Genomic DNA, 236 nt, shown 5'->3' on the forward strand with positions numbered 1-236 from the left:
GGGCAAGGGTGGCAAGCTCATAGTCACATCGTCCATCGCGGGCCGGCAAGGTTACCCGAATTTCGCATCTTACTGCGCTAGCAAGTTCGCGGTGACCGCTTTGAACCAGTCGGCTGCCCATGCATTGGCGAAGCACAAAATCACGTCCAACGCCTTTGCGCCCGGCGTTGTGGACACCCCGCTATGGAAGAAGCTCGACCTGGACCTCATGGACATGGGAGATACATCCCGTCCTG

1 protein-coding gene is annotated in these 236 nt (G+C 58.5%); it reads left to right on the top strand.

Annotated elements, in window-relative coordinates; translation table 11 throughout:
* A partial coding sequence (locus tag AC3XQU_RS24900) for an SDR family NAD(P)-dependent oxidoreductase (RefSeq protein WP_489876765.1) occupies positions 1-236 on the top strand: 236 nt, incomplete at both ends.

The sequence above is a fragment of the Telluria sp. AZSoR62 genome (genome assembly GCF_058111565.1).